Source organism: Allosediminivita pacifica (assembly GCF_003054175.1).
GTDB lineage: Bacteria > Pseudomonadota > Alphaproteobacteria > Rhodobacterales > Rhodobacteraceae > Allosediminivita > Allosediminivita pacifica.
Map to the genome: position 1 here is coordinate 1 of NZ_QBKN01000083.1, position 1,909 is coordinate 1,909.

Annotated in this window: 1 protein-coding gene; it reads left to right on the forward strand. The window is 67.6% G+C overall.

The genetic code is table 11. The features are described from left to right. Window positions 1–1,908, forward strand: a 1,908-nt coding sequence (acs, locus tag C8N44_RS22985) for an acetate--CoA ligase (RefSeq protein ID WP_107979001.1), incomplete at its 5' end; no start/stop codon positions are given. Between the last annotated feature and the right edge of the window lies 1 nt (window position 1,909).

Genomic DNA, 1,909 nt, shown 5'->3' on the forward strand with positions numbered 1-1,909 from the left:
AACGCGCATGTGGATGCGGCGCGGTACGAGGAGCTTTACAAGCAGTCGGTCGAGGATCCCGAGGGGTTCTGGGGCGAGCAGGCCAAGCGGCTCGACTGGATGAAAGCGCCCACCGAGATCAAGACCACCGACTTCACCTTCGGCAATGTCGACATCAAGTGGTTCGCCGACGGCACGCTCAACGTCGCCGCCAACTGCGTCGACCGCCACCTCGAGACCCGCGGCGACCAGACCGCCATCATCTGGGAACCCGACGACCCCGCCGACGAGGCGCAGCACATCACCTACACCCAGCTGCACCGCCGCGTCTGCCGAATGGCCAACGTGCTCGAATCCCTCGGCGTCCGGAAGGGCGACCGCGTCGTCATCTACCTGCCGATGATCCCCGAGGCGGCCTACGCCATGCTCGCCTGCGCCCGCATCGGCGCCATCCATTCCATCGTCTTCGCCGGCTTCTCGCCCGATGCGCTGTCCGCGCGCATCAACGGCTGCGATGCCAAGGTGGTCATCACCGCCGACGAGGCGCCCCGCGGCGGCCGCAAGACCCCGCTCAAGTCCAATGCCGACGCGGCGCTGCTGCACTGCAAGGACAGCGTGAAGTGCCTCGTGGTCAAGCGCACCGGCGGCCAGACCACCTGGATCGCCGACCGCGACTTCGACTACAACGAGATGGCCGCCGAGGCCAACGACTACGCCCGGCCCGTCGAGATGAACGCGGAAGACCCGCTCTTCATCCTCTACACCTCCGGCTCCACCGGCCAGCCCAAGGGCGTGGTGCACACCACCGGCGGCTACCTGCTCTACACCGCGCTCACCCACGAGGTGACCTTCGATTACCACGAGGGCGAGGTCTACTGGTGCACCGCCGACGTGGGCTGGGTCACCGGCCACAGCTACATCGTCTACGGGCCGCTCGCCAACGGCGCGACCACGCTCATGTTCGAGGGCGTACCCACATGGCCCGACGCCAGCCGCTTCTGGCAGGTCTGCGAGAAGCACAAGGTCGCGCAGTTCTACACCGCCCCCACCGCCATCCGCGCCCTCATGGGCCAGGGCAACGAGCCGGTCGAGAAATGCAACCTGAGCTCCCTGCGCATCCTCGGCACCGTGGGCGAGCCCATCAACCCCGAGGCCTGGGCCTGGTACAACGAGGTCGTGGGCCAGGGCCGCTGCCCCATCGTCGACACCTGGTGGCAGACCGAGACCGGCGGCCACCTGCTCACCCCCCTGCCCGGCGCCCACGCGACCAAGCCCGGCTCGGCCATGAAGCCCTTCTTCGGCGTGCAACCGGTGGTGCTCGATCCGCAGTCGGGCGAGGAGATCCACGAAAGCCCCACCGAGGGGGTGCTGGCGCTCAAGGACAGCTGGCCGGGGCAGATGCGCACCGTCTGGGGCGACCACGAGCGCTTCGAGAAGACCTACTTCGAGCAGTACAAGGGCTATTACTTCTCCGGGGACGGCTGCCGGCGCGACGCCGACGGAGACTACTGGATCACCGGCCGCGTCGACGACGTGATCAACGTGAGCGGCCACCGCATGGGCACCGCCGAGGTGGAATCGGCGCTGGTGGCGCATTCCAAGGTCGCCGAGGCCGCGGTGGTGGGCTACCCGCACCCAGTGAAGGGCCAGGGCATCTACTGCTACGTGACGCTCATGAACGGCGTGGAGCCCTCGGACGAGCTGCGCAAGGAGCTGCGCAACTGGGTCCGCACCGAGATCGGCCCCATCGCCAGCCCCGACCTCATCCAGTGGGCCCCCGGCCTGCCCAAGACACGCTCCGGCAAGATCATGCGCCGCATCCTGCGCAAGATCGCCGAAAACGACCACGACAGCCTCGGCGACACATCAACACTCGCCGACCCCTCCGTCGTCGACGACCTCATCGAACACCGCATGAACAAAGGCTGAG